We start from the raw sequence: 14,253 nt of genomic DNA, 5'->3' as shown, positions 1-14,253 counted from the left end.
GAGGCCTCTTTTTGAGACTCCCCTTCATCGACAAGCTGGGTGTGCGCGTGGTGGCGATGCTGTCCATCGCGCTGCTGCCCATTGGCTTGATCTCGCTCTACCAGACGCGGTCGGTCGTGGACAAAGCCGAGGCGCTGACGCGGTCGGCGTATCTGGGCCAGACCGTCTCGGCCACGGAACGCCAGAGCGATTTGATCCACGAAGGGTTCGCCTCGGCGCGGGTGCTGGGGGGCGCCGTGATAACGATGCGGGACGACATCGATGCCTGCTCGGCGCTGATGTCGGGGTTCATCCGGTCGCATCCCGCCTTCTCGCTCGCGCTGTTCGTCGAACCCTCTGGGGTGACGCGGTGCAATTCGCGGGACACCCCGCTCGACGTGCGCAGCACCGCCACGTTCCGCCAGATCGATTCCGATCCTCGGCCCCTGATGAACGCGACCGAGGAGGGGAGGGTGACGGGGCAGTCGGTGATGGTGATCGCCCAGCCCGTCTACGACGAGGGCGAATACGCCGGCTTCGTGACCCTGTCGCTGCCGCGCGCGAATGCGCGGTTCGAACCCGAATTCGACGGTCCCACGAAACCCTTGGAACTGATCACCGTGAACCAGCGGGGCGAGGTGCTGCTCTCCATGGGGGACCTCGACGCGGCGCCCGGCCTGTTGCCGGCGTTCCGGGATCTGAACTCGCAGCTCTACAAGCAGTTCAGTTCCTTCTGGGCGCTGGACCGCAACGGGGTGCCCCGGGTCTATTCGACCACGCCGATCATCCCGGGCGAGGTTCTGGCCGTGTCCGTCTGGCCGGTGGATTCGGTTTCGGGCGAGACAGGATTCATCGAACGCTCGGCCATGCTGTTTCCGCTGCTGATGTGGCTGGTGTCGCTGGTGGTGGCGTATTTCGCGGTGCACCGGCTGGTGATCCGGCACGTCCGGCAGCTGCGGCGCAAGGTGCGCGGCTTCGGCACCACGCAGGCCTATCCGCCCCCCGGCCTTCTCGCCGGGGGCCACGCCCCGGTCGAACTGGTGCAGATGGAGGAAACCTTCGACGCCATGGTCGAGCGGATCACCCGCGACACGGCCGAACTCGAGAACAACCTGCATGAAAAGAACGTGCTGCTGAAGGAAGTCCACCACCGGGTGAAGAACAACCTTCAGCTCATCGCCTCGATCATCAACATGGAGGTGCGCAAGGCACCGCGCCCCGAGACCAAGTCCACCCTGCGCCGCATCCAGGACCGGGTACTCGGGCTGGCGACGGTGCATTCGAACCTCTATCACACCGCGCGGCTGGCCAACCTGCGCGCGGACGGCCTTCTCGAGGACATTCTCGACCAGGTGGTGAAAAGCGCGTTGCCGCAGGGGTCCCCGGTCCAGGTCTCGGTCGGGATCGAAGAGGTCGTCCTGTCCCCGGACAAGGCGGTTCCCCTGTCCTTGCTGGCCACCGAGACGGTCATCAACGCGATCAAGTACGTCGGACGGCCCGGGGACGGCGCGGCGCCCTGGATCAAGATCACGCTCGAGGATCTGGATGGCCGGTCCTGCCGGTTCTGCGTGACCAATTCCAGGGGCGACAAGCTGCGTGACAGCGAAGACCCTGCCGAGGGATCGGGTCTGGGGCGCCAGCTGATCGACGCCTTCGCCTCGCAGCTCGGAACCCGGCCCGAAGTCACCGAGACGGACGAGACCTATCGCATGTGCGTGGATATCGCCCTGTCGTGACCGCTCAGATCCACTTGGCCATGGGCGGCAGGCTCATCAGCACGGCATTGGCGTCATGGCCCGTGGCCAGCCCGAACTTCGTGCCGCGGTCGTAGACGAGGTTGTACTCGGCATAGAGGCCCCGGTGGACGAGTTGGACCTCCTTGTCGGCATCGCTCCACGGGCTCCGGCGCCGTTTTTCGACCAGCGGCAGGTAGGCGGGCAGAAAGGCGCGGCCGATATCCCGGATGAAGGCGAAATCGGCCTCCCAGTCGCCCGAGCAGTGATCGTCGAGAAATATGCCGCCGACCCCGCGCGCGCGGCCCCGGTGCGGGATGTAGAAATACTCGTCGGCCCAGGCCTTGAGGCGGTCGTATTGCCCCGCGCCGTGCGGATCGCAATGGTCTTCGAGCACACGGTGGAAATGCGCCGTGTCCTCGTCATATTCGATGCAGGGGTTCAGGTCGGCGCCGCCGCCGAACCACCACCCATGCGGCGTCCAGAACATGCGCGTGTTCATGTGCACGGCCGGGCAGTGCGGGTTCTGCATATGGGCGACGAGGCTGATACCGCTGGCCCAGAAGCGGGGATCCTCCTGCATTCCCGGCAGGCCCTTGCGCGCGGCCATGGCCGCCTGCGCCTCGGGGCCCAGTTCGCCGTAGACCGTCGAGACGTTGACGCCGACCTTCTCGAAGACGCGGCCCCCGCGCATGACGCTCATCAGGCCGCCGCCCGCATCGCTGCCATCGGGCGTGGCGCGCCGCGTCTCGGTCACGTCGAAGCGGCCCGGCTCCCGGTCGGAGAGGGGGCCCTCCGCCTGCGCGTCCTCGAGCCCTTCGAAGGCCGCGACGATCTCGTCCCGCAGGCCGCGGAACCAGTCGGCGGCGCGTGTTCTCTCGGCTGTGAGTTCCTCGGTCACCGCGTTCCCTCCGGGATCAGTGGGCCGGGGCCGCCACGGGGTCCAGCAAGGTGCGGCCCCCGTCCACGGTGATGACCTGCCCGGTCATGAAGCTCGAGGCGTCGCAGGCCAGGTACTGTGCCGCCTCGGCCAGTTCCGCGGCGGGCGCGATCCGGTTCAGCGGCGTGTGATCCTCGATGTCGGAGCGGAATTCGCTGTTGTCCTTCAGCGTGGTCTTGAGACTCTCGCTCATCACCGACCCGAAGGCGAGCGCGTTCACCCGGATCCGGTGCGGCGCGAGGGCCACGGCGAGCGATCGGGTCATCTGGTCCAGAGCCGCGCTGGAGACCGAGAACGCCATCAGGTCGGGATGGGTGCGTCGGGCGGCGATCGACGACAGGTTCACGATCGACCCGGCGGGACCGTCCTGCTGCCCCTCGGACTGCTTGATCATGCGCTTCGCGATGGTCTGGCTCAGGCGCAGCGAGGTCATCAGGTTCTGCTGCAACAGCGTCTCGACCGCATCGTCGTCGGGGTTCAGCGGGTCCGAGGCGATCACCTGCCGCGACCCGTTCACCAGGATATCCACCCGCTCGAAAGCGTCGATCGTGGCGGAAAGCAGGTTCGCGATGGTCAGCTTCTCGCGCAGGTCGCCGGCAAAGTACCGGATGTTCTCGGCTTCCGGAGAGGGGCCGAATTCGCGGGTCAGGGCGGCTTCGTCGAGATCGGCGAACATGACGTTCGCACCGCGATCCGCGAAATGCTTGCCGACGGCCAGACCGATGCCGTTTGCGGCGCCGGTCACGATGGCCGTCTTGCCGGCGATGGAAAAGGACATGGGTTCGCTCCTTCGGGCGGTCGGCCCGGATCAGACTAGAGAATTGTGGCGGCGGTGGCGAGACGGCCCGTCCGCACGCGGCCCGGACGCCCGGATGACCTTGAAGGCGCCGGTGCCCGCGACCTCCCTGTGATCGTCGAAAAGATCCGCGATCACCCGCTCGTAGGGCAGGTGCCGGTTCGCGACGAGCCAGAGCTGCCCGCGCGGGGTCAGCATCGCGGCGGCGCTCCGGATGAAGGCACGGCCGAGCTCGGGATCGGCCTTGCGGTCGGTATGGAAGGGCGGGTTGGTGACGACCGCGTCGACCCGCGCTTCCGGGCGCCATGTGGTGGCGTCGGCCCAGTGGAACACGGCGCGCGGATCGGTGATGTTGCGGCGGGCGCAGTCCAGGGCGGCGCGCTCGGCCTCCACCAGTTCCACCGCCTTCACCCCCTTGCGCTCCAGCGCCGCGGCGGAGAGATAGCCCCAGCCGGCCCCGAGGTCGACGATCCGCGCGCCCAGCGTCTCGGGCAGGGACGCGGCCAACAGCGCCGAGGCGGGATCGATACCGTCGGCCGAGAAGGTCCCGGGCGCGGTGACGAAGCCGTCGACCCGGTTGGCCGGGCCCGGCAGCCAGTCGGCGAAATCGCCGCCCTCGAACCAGAAGAGCTTGCCATGGGCCTTGTTGATCCGCCCCTCGACCTCGACGCGCCGGCGGCAGTCGCGCAGCAGCGATTCCACCCCGGTCTCCTTCGCGCCGTCGACCAGCACGGGTCCGTTGGCCGCGGCCGCAGCCATCGCCACCCAGGACCGGGCCAGTGCCTTGGCGCGGGGAAGCACCACCAGGGCGGCCGCATAGAAGCCCTCCGGCTCGAACCGGCAGCTGTAGCCTCGGCCTTCGAAATGGGCGTGGTCGGGAAAAAAGCCTGTGATTACCTCGACCCGGTCCATCGGCAGCCCCTCCAGGGACTGGCCCGCACGGGGTCCGAAGACGGCGATCCGGCCTTCCGGGATAGACACGCCCCCGGGCGCCAGCGCCAGGCCAAGCCGGGTGTCGAGGGTCAAGGCCCCGTCATTCCTTTTCCATGGTGCACTGCAGCGGGTGCTGGTGCTGGCGGGCGAAATCCATCACCTGCGCGACCTTGGTCTCGGCGATCTCGTGGCTGAAGACGCCGACCACCGCGACACCCTTCTTGTGCACCGTCAGCATGATCTCGAACGCCTGGGCGTGGTTCATGCCGAAGAACCGTTCGAGCACGGCGACGACGAACTCCATCGGCGTATAGTCGTCGTTCAGCAGCAGCACCTTGTAGAGAGGTGGCCGCTTGGTCTTGGGGCGCGTCTCGACAACGACCGAGCTGTCGCCATCATCGTCATCGGACGACGACATGACCAATGCCGCCGATAGGTCACGCGAATTTTTCTGCGCCTGGCTCATCGAATTTCCGTCAGAGCGACTCTCAAAGGGTTCCGGGATTTGGCCTTTCTATATAACGTCCGTGTCGAAGTTTGAAAGGGGGCGGTTCGACCGTGCGACGAAAAGCAGGACAGGCATGCCACGAAATCTGACGACAATCGGATTCGATGCGGATGACACGCTCTGGCAAAACGAGCGGTTCTTTCACATTACGCAGGAGCGTTTCACCGAACTGCTGGCGGACCACGCCGACCCCCGCCACCTCGCCGAGCGCCTGCTCGAGGCCGAGCGGCGCAATATCGGGCACTACGGATTCGGCATCAAGGGCTTCGTGCTGTCGATGATCGAGACCGCCCTCGAAGTGACCGGGAACCGCGTCCCGGGCGAGGTGATCTCGGAACTGATCCGCGCCGGGCAGGAGATGCTTGCCCACCCGATCGAGCTGTTGCCCCATGCGCAGGCCGCCGTCGAGAGCGCCGCGGCGGACTACCGCGTCCTGCTGATCACCAAGGGGGACCTGCTGGACCAGGAACGCAAGCTGGCGCAGTCCGGACTGGGCGATCTTTTCGACGGGGTCGAGATCGTTTCGGACAAGACGCGCCGGGTCTACGAAGGCATCTTCGACCGGCATGGGGACGGTGCGGGGCGCGGGATGATGGTGGGAAATTCAATGAAATCGGACGTGGTGCCGATGATCGACGCGGGCGGGTGGGGGGTCTTCGTTCCGGGGCAGCTTTCCTGGGCGCTGGAACATGCCGAGGCCCCCGAAGAAAGCCCGCGTTTCCGCGAGATCTCAGATCTCTCCCGTCTGCCGGAGATTTTCGAGGCTGCGGGCTGAGCCGCCGCGAATCCGCCGCTATCACGGTGCAGGCCGTCGGATCGAAGCCATGAATGCCTGTTTGGTAGGCGCGCTTCTTCATGCCACCACATGAGCCTGTCAATTACGTGAAAATGCGTGAAACCCCTTTGAATTAGGTGTTTCGCGATCACCGTACGCTGTGATAGGGTTCCATTAACGACAAATTGGTCAGTTGGGAAAACCAACGACAGAGGCAGTGAAAGTGAGAGGCAAGATGGAGCGGCAGCATAAGCCGACCCGTGGGCGGGCACTCGTATTCCTATTTTTCAGCGCAATCATGGTCTTCGTGGCCAACCCGGCCATGCGGGAGGCACAGGCCGCACCTTACGCGGCCATGGTGATGGACGCCCGGAGCGGCGAGGTCCTGCATTCCTCGAATGCCGACGCCCGGTTGCACCCGGCCTCCCTGACCAAGATGATGACGCTCTACATCGCGTTCGAGGCGGTGAGGAATGGTGAGATCACCCTCGATACGCCGGTCCGCATCTCGCGCAACGCCGCGGCGGAACCGCCGTCCAAGCTGGGGCTGGCCGCCGGATCGAAGATCAAGCTGCGCTACCTGATTCGCGCCTCGGCGGTGAAATCCGCGAACGATGCGGCAACGGCGATCGGCGAGGCCATCGAGGGGTCCGAGGCGCGGTTCGCCCGCCGGATGACCCGCACGGCCAAGGCGCTCGGCATGACGCGGACGACCTTCAAGAACGCCCATGGCCTGACCGAGAGCGGCCACCTCTCGACGGCGCGCGACATGACGATCCTCGGCCGGCACCTGCTGTTCGACTATCCCGAGTACTACAACCTGTTCTCGCGGGTGCAGACCCATGCGGGGATCAAGAAGGTCTCGAACACCAACCGCCGCCTGCTCGGCAGCTATCGCGGCGCCGACGGGATCAAGACCGGCTATACCCGCGCCGCCGGTTTCAATCTCGTCGCCTCGGCCGAGCGCGGCAATGAACGGATCATCGCGACGGTCTTCGGCGGCCGCTCCTCGGCCTCGCGGAACGCCAAGGTCGCGGAGCTTCTGGACCTGGGCTTCAAGCGCGCGCCCTCGAACGCGCCGCGGATCGCGCCCGCCGCACCGGTCTATGCCGCGGTCAAGACGCTGGACCATGCCGACGGCAAGGTGCGGGCGGCCGGCAAGGTGATCCGGCTGAACACCGCCGTCACCCGCAGCTTGCGGCCGCAGGCGCGCCCCGGCAGCACGACCGCGCCGGTGCTTGTCGCGATGGACGACACGATCGAAAGCGTCGTGGCCGAGGTGGCGCAGAAGGCCAGCCTGATGCCCGTCGCCGCAAAACCCGCCGCCCGCGCCGAAGGGTCCGACGAGGTAATGGACGCCTCGGCCGCCTCGGCGGCGAACGGCGTGATCACCCCGATGGCGCGGCCCGTGGGGCTTTTCAACCGGGCGTTGGCCGCCGCGGTCGAACAGGCCCCCGAGGTGCCGCGTGTGGTGACCCGCGTCTCGACATCGGGCGGGCGCCACTGGGGCATCAACATCGGGCGCTACAAGTCGCACAACGCGGCCGAGCGGGTGCTTTTGCAGACCGCGCTCAAGGAGACGGACACGCTGGACGGGGCGCTGCGCAAGGTGGTGCGCCGGCCGACCGGGTTCGACGCGAATTTCCTCGGGATGGAGCGCGAGAGGGCCGACCTCGCCTGCCGCCGTCTCCAGGCGCGCAACCAGACCTGCTTCATGATCGGGCCGAGCTGAAGCCCGGCCCCGGTCGCCGCCGAACCAGGAGCCGCCGGTCCAGCCGGCGGTTCCTTTCGTTTCGGAGCGGGCCGGTGCCGGGGTCGGGCGGGTGGCGCATCCGCCCGGGTGCATGCGCTGTCCGTTCGGGGCTGCGCCTCAGACCCCGGCGTGGCTCAGGCCGTTCCGTCGGCGCCCTCGGCGGTCTCCGCCAGGCCGAGGCCGCCGGACGTCTCGCGCTGTTCGGCATAGGCGCGGCCTTCGGACCGCAGCCAGCGATAGAGCGCCCGCGCCCCGCTGCGCTGCACGCCGGGCCGTGTCACCAGGAAATAGCCCTTCTTGCGCCGGTCCTCGAACAGCAGGCGGAGGCGGCCGCTGGCGAGGTCCTGCTCGACGAAGGCCCCGGCCGTGACGGCAATGCCCTGCCCGGCGCGGGCGGCGTCGGCCATCAGGTTCCCGGGCAGCGAGGTGAGCCCCCTGGCCTGGTCGAGGACCGTTCCGAAATGGGCGAGGTAATCCGAGGCCTCGTTGGTGCCGAGCTCCTGCAGCCAGTGGAACTTCGTCAGTTCGGCCGGGCTGTCGTAGACCGTATCGCCCACGAGTTCGGGGGCGGCGACGATGACGATGGGCGTCTCGACGATCAGTTCGGCCTCGAGCCCGGGCCAGACCCCGCTGCCGTAGCGCACCGCCATGTCGAGCCCGCCGGGGGCGAGGTCGCGCAGCTCGGGCGAGGGGTCGATCATCAGCGAGATACCGGGGTGCTTCTGCCGGAACCGGGCGAGGCGCGGCATCATCCAGCCCGACGCGAAGGCCGGGGTGGTGGAGATCTGCACGGGGCGGTCGGCGTCGCGGCCGGTCAGCTCCTCGACCAGCCGGACGATGTCGGCAAAGCCGTCCAACGTGGTCCGGGCCAGCGTCCGGCCCTCGGCCGTCAGGGCGCCCGGGCCGCCCTTGCGGTCCAGCAGCGTCACGCCCAGCCGTTCCTCGAGCTGCCGGATCTGCTGGCTGATCGCGGCATGGCTGACATTGAGCCGCGCGCCGGCTTCGGCCATCGAACCGGTCTCGGCATAGGCGGCCAGGGCGCGCAGGGCCGTCAGCGGCGGTAGACTGCTCCAGTTCATTGTAAGATCACCTTACATCCGGTTCATATTCCTGATTGGCCTAAAAGCGCCTGAACCGCCATGTATAGCGCATCAGGAAACGCCATAGCAGGAGGCCGTCATGCTCAACATCTACGCAAATTCTTTCCTCGCCGCTACCCGTCTCGGCGATACCCGCACCTTCCCCGGTCACGAGGAACGCCGCTTTCGTCCCGCGACCCGCCACGGCGAGGCGCGTCACCGGCATCGGGGTTAGCGCAGGGCGCGCCCCTTGAGGATCGCGTCGGGGCCGAACCGCCTGCGGATCTCGTCCGTGGCGCGTTCGGCCTGACCCCGGCGTGTGGCATCCGGATCGAGCAGGTCGCCCGGCGCGCCCCCGTCGTGTTCGGGCACGAGGTCCGCGATGCCCACGCCGATCAGGCGATAGGGGCCTTCGGGTCCCACGCCGTCGAAGAGGCCCCGCGCGGTGCGGTAGATCGTGTCTGCCAGCTGCGCGGGGTCGCGCAGCGAGACACGGCGCGACAGGGACGAGTGATCGGCCCGTTTCAGCTTCAGCGTCACGACCCGTCCTGCCAGCCCCTTGGCCTTGGCGCGGTCGGCGACCTTTTCCGCCAGGCGCCAGAGGTGACCGTCCAGCAGGTCGGCATCGCCCGTGTCCTCGTGAAAGGTCGTCTCGTTCGAGATCGACTTCATCGGCGCATGGGCCGAGACGCGGCGGCGGTCCTGCCCGCGCGCCAGATGCCAGAGCCGGTCGCCCATGGATCCGAAGCGCGCGACCAGATCGGTCCTTTCCCATCTGAGCAGGTCGGTGAAGGTCCGGATGCCCGCCTTGTCGAGCGACGCCTGCGCCGCCGCGCCCACCCCCCAGATCAGCCGGACCGGCTTGTCCCGCAGGAAATCGGCGGTCTCGGCCGCGCCGATCACCGAGAACCCGTGCGGCTTGTCGAGGTCCGAGGCGACCTTGGCCAGGAACTTGTTGTGGGACAGGCCGACGGAGCCCGTCAGCCCGAGTTCGTCCCGCATCCGTTTCACCAGCCGCGCCAGCATCCAGGCGGGCGGGTGGCCGTGCAGGCGCTGCGTGCCCGTGAGGTCGAGAAAGGCCTCGTCAAGCGACAGCGGCTCGACCCCCGGCGTCATCTCTTCCATCATGTCGCGGATCGCGCGCGAGGCTTCGGCGTAGGCTTCCATGCGCGGCTTGATCACCACGGCCTCGGGACAGAGTTTCAGCGCCTGGAACATCGGCATGGCCGACCGCACGCCCCGGATCCGGGCGACGTAGCAGGCCGTCGACACCACGCCGCGCCGCCCGCCGCCGATGATGACCGGTTTGCCTGCGAGGTCGGGATTGTCGCGTTTCTCGACCGAGGCATAGAAGGCGTCGCAGTCCATGTGCGCGATGGACAGGCTGAACAATTCGTCATGGGCGGTGCAGCGCGGGCTGCGGCACGACGGGCAGCGCAGCCCGGTTCGCGCCGGCGCGTCGAAGGTGGTCAGGCAGTCGCGGCAGAGGGCGTCCATGGGCGTCGTCGGATTGGTGTGACGGCAGTATAGGAGAGCGCCCCGGGACACGCCACAGGCCGTTGCGGCTGAGCGAGCGGACCGCGTGCGCAGCCGCCGGTCCCGGTGTACGGCGGAGGTGCGCGGGCGACGGAGTATCCCCGGGGCACGCCCGAGGAAGAAGGTCGTGGGGGTCGAGTCCGGGCGGGCGTTCGGGGCCAGCGTTCGGGGCGGGCGGCTTCGACCTCAGGGTTCTGGCCACCGACACCCGCGCGGTCTGGTGTGCCTCCTCGGCTGATCGGTGTCGTCGTCCGCCCGTGGCATTGCGGGGTAGCGCCGAACGGCCACGGAAATGGTCCCGCGCCGCTTTCGAACACCGCTTCTGCACGTTCTGCGGCCCGCGCGGACGCCGAGCGGCTCAATCTCCGAGCCCTCTTGCACATGTGCACGAAAGACGGTTGTCTCACAGCGGTCTGTTCTTTCACGCACCGGAAGGGGGCGTCATGGACAATTGGGATGAGATTCGCACGGCCTTTCAGGTCGCGCGCCTGGGCACCGTGTCGGGCGCGGCCGATGTGCTGGGCGTGCACCATGCGACGGTGATCCGCCATATCGACGCGCTCGAAGGGCGGCTGGGGGTCAAGCTGTTCCAGCGGCACGCGCGCGGCTACACCCCGACCGAGGCGGGCCAGGACCTGTTGCGTGTGGCCCAGGCGACGGACGATCAGTTCAGCCAACTCGCCGGGCGGATCAAGGGCCGGGGCAGCGATGTCTCGGGCGAACTGGTGGTGACCACCATCGGCGGGATCTCGGAATTCCTCGTGCCGGTGATGGCGCGATTCCAGAAGGACTACCCGGAGGTGATCCTGCGCTACCTGACGAGCGCCCGGCTCTTTCGCCTCGAATACGGCGAGGCGCATGTGGCGATCCGCGCAGGCAGCCCGCCCAGCCAGCCCGACAATGTGGTGCAGCCCTTCATGCACCTTCAGTTCGGCATCTACGCCAGCAGGGATTACATCGCGCGGCACGGCACGCCTTCGATCCCCGACGCCATGGAGGGCCACCGCTTCGTCGGGCAGGACGATGCCGCCAGCCGGGCGCCCTTCGCACGGTGGATGCGCGACAACATACCCGAACGGCAGGTCGTCTTCCGCTCGGGCGACAGCGAGGCGACGCGGCAGGCCATCGTGCAGGGGGTGGGCATGGGGTTCATGCGGACCTTCGAATGCGACAGCCGCGATCTCGTCCAGGTGCATCCGCCGCTCGAGGAATGGGACAGCCGGCTGTGGCTGGTGACGCACATGGACCTGCACCGGACGAACAAGGTGCAGACCTTCCTGAAGTACCTCAAGGACCACACCCGGCACATGGGATGCGAAGAGGTCGCCGAGGCATGAGCCCGTCGCAAAGCGGTCATCTCGCGATGCTGGCATTCTCGGCGCTGGTGGCCGGGTCGTTCTCGCTCGGCGTGCTGGCGGCGCCGCATATCGCGCCCGCCGCGCTGAACGCCGTGCGGTTCCTGATCGCGGCGGTGATCGTCGGCGTGGCCGCCACGGCGACGACCGGCCTTCCGGCCTCGGCGTTCCGCGCGCCCTGGCGGTATCTGCTGATGGGCGGGGTCTTCGGCACCTATTTCGTGCTGATGTTCGAGGGTCTGAAGACGGCGGACCCGGTGGCGGCCTCGGCCGTCTTCACGCTGGTGCCGGTCATGGCGGCCGGGTTCGGCTGGGTCCTGCTGCGGCAGGTGACGACGACGCGGATGGCCCTGGCGCTGGCGATCGGCGCGGCGGGGGCGGTCTGGGTGATCTTCCGCGCGGATCCGGCGGCGCTGATCCGGTTCGAGGTGGGCCGCGGCGAATGGATCTATTTCTGGGGCTGCGTGGCCCACGCGATATACACGCCGCTGGTGCCCAAACTGAACCGCGGCGAGCCGGCGGTCGTCTTCACCTTCGGGATGCTCTGCGGGGCCTGCATCATGGTGGGCGGCTACGGCGCGCGCGACATCCTGGCGACGGACTGGGCGGCCCTGCCGGCGATCGTCTGGATCACGATCCTCTATGTGGCGGTCTTCGCCTCGGCGATGACCTTCGTGCTGATGCAGTTCGCCTCGCTGCGGCTGCCCTCGGCAAAGGTCATGGCCTATACCTACCTCGTGCCGAGCTGGGTGATCCTGTGGGAGATCGCGAAGGGCAGCGGCCTGCCGCCGGTGGCGACCCTGGCGGGCGTGGCGCTGACCGTGCTGTCGCTGGCGATGCTGCTGAAGGACTAGGTCACTCTTCCTCGGAGGGAAGTTCCTGCGCCAGGAACCGTTCGAAGGCGTCGAGGTTGACGGGATCGAACTGGCCGAAGCCCTGCATCCAGACGCTGGCATCCCTCAGCGCATCCGGTTCGAGCTTGCACCACTTGACGCGGCCCCGCTTCTCCTGGCTGATCAACCCCGCGCGGCTCAGAATGACGAGATGCTTGGAGATCGCGGCCAGGGACATCTCGAAGGGTTCGGCCACGTCCGTCACGGCCATGTCGTCCTCGAGCAGCATGGACAGGATCGTCCGGCGGGTCGGATCGGCCAGGGCGGCGAAGACGGTATCGAGATGCGGGGACATGAGGCGGTTTTCGCGGGGTTCGGGGCGGGACGGTCAACTGACCGGTTGAGCGTTAATGCCCCCGCCGGGCGGCAGACTCAACCAGATCGTTGAATATGCGTCCGGGGCCGGATCCGGCGCGGCAGGGCCTGCGGTGCGCCGGCGCCCGGTCTTCATCTTGCCAAAAATACTCATAAAAACAACAGGCTGCGCCCTTCGCCGCGGTCCGACGCTTCGCCTTGACTAAAACCCGCCCCCCGCATAGCAAAGCAGCAACTTTTCTCTGGGGGCAGTCGTGTCCGATCCCGACCCGAAGCGGCAGATGAGCGATCTCGAACAGCGGATCGCGGCTGCGAAGAAGGGGCAGGGACCGAAACCCCGGGGGGACGAGCACTATTCGGCGGCGAACCTCGCCTGGCGCATGGTGATCGAGCTTGTGGCCGGTCTGGGGATCGGCTTCGGCATGGGATACGGGCTGGACGCCCTGTTCGGCACCACGCCGTTCCTCATGCTGGTCTTTACATTGCTGGGCCTCGCCGCGGGCATCAAGACGATGATGCGCACCTCGGCCGAGTTCGGCGGGAACACTGCGGCCGGGGATGCCCCGGCGGATCGCGAAGGGGGTCGAGATGGCGACTGAGACGGCAGCGGCACATGGCGACGAAGGCGGGCTGGTCTTCCACCCGATGGACCAGTTCATCGTGACACCGCTGTTCGGTGACGGCCCCGTTCACTGGTACACGATCACCAACGTCACTCTCTGGATGGCGCTGGCCATCGTGGCCGTGATCGTGCTGATGGTGCTGGCCACCTCGCGCCGGGCGACGATCCCGAGCCGCGGCCAGTCGATCGCCGAGCTCGCCTACGGTTTCGTCTACAAGATGGTCGAGGATGTCGCAGGCAAGGATGCCGTCGGCTTCTTCCCCTACATCATGACGCTGTTCCTGTTCATCGTCTCGGCCAACTTCCTTGGCCTGATCCCGATGTCCTTCACCACGACCTCGCATTTCGCGGTGACGGTGGTGCTGGCGCTGGCGGTATTCCTGACCGTCACCATCTACGGCTTCATGAAGAACGGGTCCAAGTTCCTCGGGCTGTTCTGGGTCGCTTCGGCGCCGCTGGCGCTGCGTCCGATCCTGGCGATCATCGAAGTGATTTCCTACTTCGTCCGTCCGGTCAGCCACTCCATTCGTCTCGCGGGCAACGTCATGGCCGGCCACGCGGTGATCAAGGTGTTCGCGGGTTTCGCCGCCATCGCCGTGATCAGCCCGGTCTCGGTCGTCGCGATCACCGCGATGTACGGGCTCGAAGTGCTCGTGGCCTTCATCCAGGCCTACGTGTTCACCATCCTGACCTGTGTCTATCTGAAGGACGCCCTTCACCCGGGTCACTGAAACGGCGGTGCGTGATACCACGCACCCTACGCATCGAAACTTCCAACACATCGTAAGGAGATACATCATGGAAGGCGATCTCGCACATATCGGCGCAGGCCTGGCAGCAATCGGTTCCGGCGCAGCCGCGATCGGTGTGGGCAACGTGGCCGGCAACTTCCTGTCCGGCGCCCTGCGCAACCCCTCCGCCGCTGGCGGCCAGACCGCGACGCTCTTCATCGGCATCGCATTTGCAGAAGCCCTGGGCATCTTTGCCTTCCTCGTGGCTCTGCTGCTGATGTTCGCCGTCTGATCCGGGTCTGAAA

The 14,253-nt window shown here is 67.4% G+C and carries 16 protein-coding genes; 9 read left to right on the top strand and 7 right to left on the bottom strand.

Going from position 1 to position 14,253, the window contains the following annotated elements; all coding sequences use genetic code 11:
- Window positions 1–11 precede the first annotated feature (11 nt).
- Complete coding sequence (locus tag OB2597_RS14305; protein ID WP_009806306.1) at window positions 12–1,715, top strand: sensor histidine kinase; 1,704 nt, start codon at window positions 12–14, stop codon at window positions 1,713–1,715.
- Between the two features lie 4 nt (window positions 1,716–1,719).
- On the opposite strand, the gene hemF is transcribed toward OB2597_RS14305, so the two are convergent.
- Genes hemF through clpS form a run of 4 tightly spaced genes read right to left on the bottom strand, consistent with a single transcriptional unit; the run spans window position 1,720 to window position 4,799 of the window.
- On the bottom strand, window positions 1,720–2,613 hold the full coding sequence (gene hemF / locus OB2597_RS14300; protein ID WP_009806305.1) for an oxygen-dependent coproporphyrinogen oxidase: 894 nt from the start codon (window positions 2,611–2,613) through the stop codon (window positions 1,720–1,722).
- A 16-nt stretch (window positions 2,614–2,629) separates the two neighbouring features.
- Window positions 2,630–3,430 (bottom strand): SDR family NAD(P)-dependent oxidoreductase, encoded by an 801-nt coding sequence (locus OB2597_RS14295; protein ID WP_009806304.1) that lies wholly within the window; start codon window positions 3,428–3,430, stop codon window positions 2,630–2,632.
- 30 nt (window positions 3,431–3,460) lie between these two features.
- Complete coding sequence (locus tag OB2597_RS14290; RefSeq protein ID WP_009806303.1) at window positions 3,461–4,474, bottom strand: class I SAM-dependent methyltransferase; 1,014 nt, start codon at window positions 4,472–4,474, stop codon at window positions 3,461–3,463.
- A gap of 7 nt (window positions 4,475–4,481) precedes the next feature.
- On the bottom strand, window positions 4,482–4,799 hold the full coding sequence (gene clpS, locus OB2597_RS14285; RefSeq protein ID WP_040609809.1) for an ATP-dependent Clp protease adapter ClpS: 318 nt from the start codon (window positions 4,797–4,799) through the stop codon (window positions 4,482–4,484).
- Between the two features lie 163 nt (window positions 4,800–4,962).
- Between clpS and OB2597_RS14280 the strand changes: the two genes are divergently transcribed.
- The gene (locus OB2597_RS14280; RefSeq protein ID WP_009806301.1) at window positions 4,963–5,664 is read left to right on the top strand and encodes an HAD family hydrolase; all 702 of its coding nucleotides are present in this window, start codon (window positions 4,963–4,965) and stop codon (window positions 5,662–5,664) included.
- Between the two features lie 298 nt (window positions 5,665–5,962).
- A complete protein-coding gene (locus OB2597_RS14275) occupies window positions 5,963–7,396 on the top strand; it encodes a D-alanyl-D-alanine carboxypeptidase family protein (protein ID WP_009806300.1) in 1,434 nt (477 codons plus the stop codon).
- Window positions 7,397–7,551: 155 nt separating this feature from the next.
- Here OB2597_RS14275 and OB2597_RS14270 read toward each other — a convergent pair whose 3' ends face one another.
- Window positions 7,552–8,496, bottom strand: a complete 945-nt coding sequence (locus OB2597_RS14270) for a LysR family transcriptional regulator (protein WP_009806299.1) — start codon at window positions 8,494–8,496, stop codon at window positions 7,552–7,554.
- A gap of 100 nt (window positions 8,497–8,596) precedes the next feature.
- On the opposite strand from OB2597_RS14270, the gene OB2597_RS22660 reads away from it, so the two are divergent.
- On the top strand, window positions 8,597–8,731 hold the full coding sequence (locus OB2597_RS22660) for a hypothetical protein (RefSeq protein WP_009806298.1): 135 nt from the start codon (window positions 8,597–8,599) through the stop codon (window positions 8,729–8,731).
- On the opposite strand, the gene OB2597_RS14260 is transcribed toward OB2597_RS22660, so the two are convergent.
- Window positions 8,728–9,993, bottom strand: a complete 1,266-nt coding sequence (locus tag OB2597_RS14260) for a DNA polymerase IV (RefSeq protein ID WP_009806297.1) — start codon at window positions 9,991–9,993, stop codon at window positions 8,728–8,730. The genes OB2597_RS22660 and OB2597_RS14260 overlap by 4 nt on opposite strands.
- A gap of 482 nt (window positions 9,994–10,475) precedes the next feature.
- Here OB2597_RS14260 and OB2597_RS14255 point away from each other — a divergent pair, with 482 nt between their 5' ends.
- Window positions 10,476–11,369 carry a LysR family transcriptional regulator gene (locus tag OB2597_RS14255; protein ID WP_009806296.1) on the top strand — a complete coding sequence of 298 codons (894 nt, stop codon included), beginning with the start codon at window positions 10,476–10,478 and terminating at the stop codon, window positions 11,367–11,369.
- Window positions 11,366–12,241 (top strand): DMT family transporter, encoded by an 876-nt coding sequence (locus OB2597_RS14250; RefSeq protein WP_009806295.1) that lies wholly within the window; start codon window positions 11,366–11,368, stop codon window positions 12,239–12,241. Before OB2597_RS14255 ends, OB2597_RS14250 begins: the two co-directional genes overlap by 4 nt.
- A gap of 1 nt (window position 12,242) precedes the next feature.
- Here OB2597_RS14250 and OB2597_RS14245 read toward each other — a convergent pair whose 3' ends face one another.
- A complete protein-coding gene (locus OB2597_RS14245) occupies window positions 12,243–12,575 on the bottom strand; it encodes an ArsR/SmtB family transcription factor (protein ID WP_009806294.1) in 333 nt (110 codons plus the stop codon).
- 274 nt (window positions 12,576–12,849) lie between these two features.
- Between OB2597_RS14245 and OB2597_RS14240 the strand changes: the two genes are divergently transcribed.
- The 3 genes from OB2597_RS14240 to OB2597_RS14230 all read left to right on the top strand — a co-directional run bounded on the left by OB2597_RS14240 (window position 12,850) and on the right by OB2597_RS14230 (window position 14,240).
- A complete protein-coding gene (locus tag OB2597_RS14240) occupies window positions 12,850–13,194 on the top strand; it encodes an AtpZ/AtpI family protein (protein ID WP_009806293.1) in 345 nt (114 codons plus the stop codon).
- Window positions 13,184–13,948: a F0F1 ATP synthase subunit A gene (locus OB2597_RS14235; RefSeq protein WP_040609807.1), complete on the top strand. Its 765-nt coding sequence runs from the start codon at window positions 13,184–13,186 to the stop codon at window positions 13,946–13,948. The genes OB2597_RS14240 and OB2597_RS14235 overlap by 11 nt, the downstream gene beginning before the upstream one ends.
- A 67-nt stretch (window positions 13,949–14,015) precedes the next feature.
- Window positions 14,016–14,240 (top strand): F0F1 ATP synthase subunit C, encoded by a 225-nt coding sequence (locus OB2597_RS14230; RefSeq protein WP_009806291.1) that lies wholly within the window; start codon window positions 14,016–14,018, stop codon window positions 14,238–14,240.
- Window positions 14,241–14,253 lie beyond the last annotated feature (13 nt).

Source organism: Pseudooceanicola batsensis HTCC2597, assembly GCF_000152725.1.
GTDB lineage: Bacteria > Pseudomonadota > Alphaproteobacteria > Rhodobacterales > Rhodobacteraceae > Pseudooceanicola > Pseudooceanicola batsensis.
The sequence above is the reverse complement of the archived record's forward strand: the minus strand, read 5'-3'. Positions and strand labels throughout refer to the sequence as shown.